The organism is Aquabacterium sp. A08 (genome assembly GCF_011742065.1).
Map to the genome: position 1 here is coordinate 1 of NZ_JAAQQT010000009.1, position 307 is coordinate 307.

Below are 307 nucleotides of genomic sequence, written 5' to 3' on the forward strand. Positions count from 1 at the left end.
CCGCGCCGACGATTCCACACATGGTCTCACCCCTGTTTGATTCACTGCGAATGGCGCGATGCTAGGCCGGCACAGAAGAAATTTGTGGTCTTTTTCTTTATGTTGATGCAATATCCCGTCAGTACACACATCGAAAAAAATTTAACAACATAAATACAATGAATTTGAATGAAAATTCCATCGATGCGGTCGACCTCTGTCTGCTGAACGCACTGCAGACCGACGCCCGCCAGCCCAACCACCGGCTGGCCGAGCGCTGCGGGGTGTCGCCGGCCACGGCGCTGCGGCGGGTGCGCCGGCTGGAGGC

At 55.7% G+C, this 307-nt stretch carries 1 protein-coding gene; it reads left to right on the forward strand.

Annotation, left to right across the window (positions count from 1 at the left end; all coding sequences use genetic code 11):
* Nucleotides 1-158: 158 nt before the first annotated feature.
* The coding region (locus tag HA630_RS00055; protein WP_371809163.1) for an Lrp/AsnC family transcriptional regulator at nt 159-307 on the forward strand (149 nt) is incomplete at its 3' end.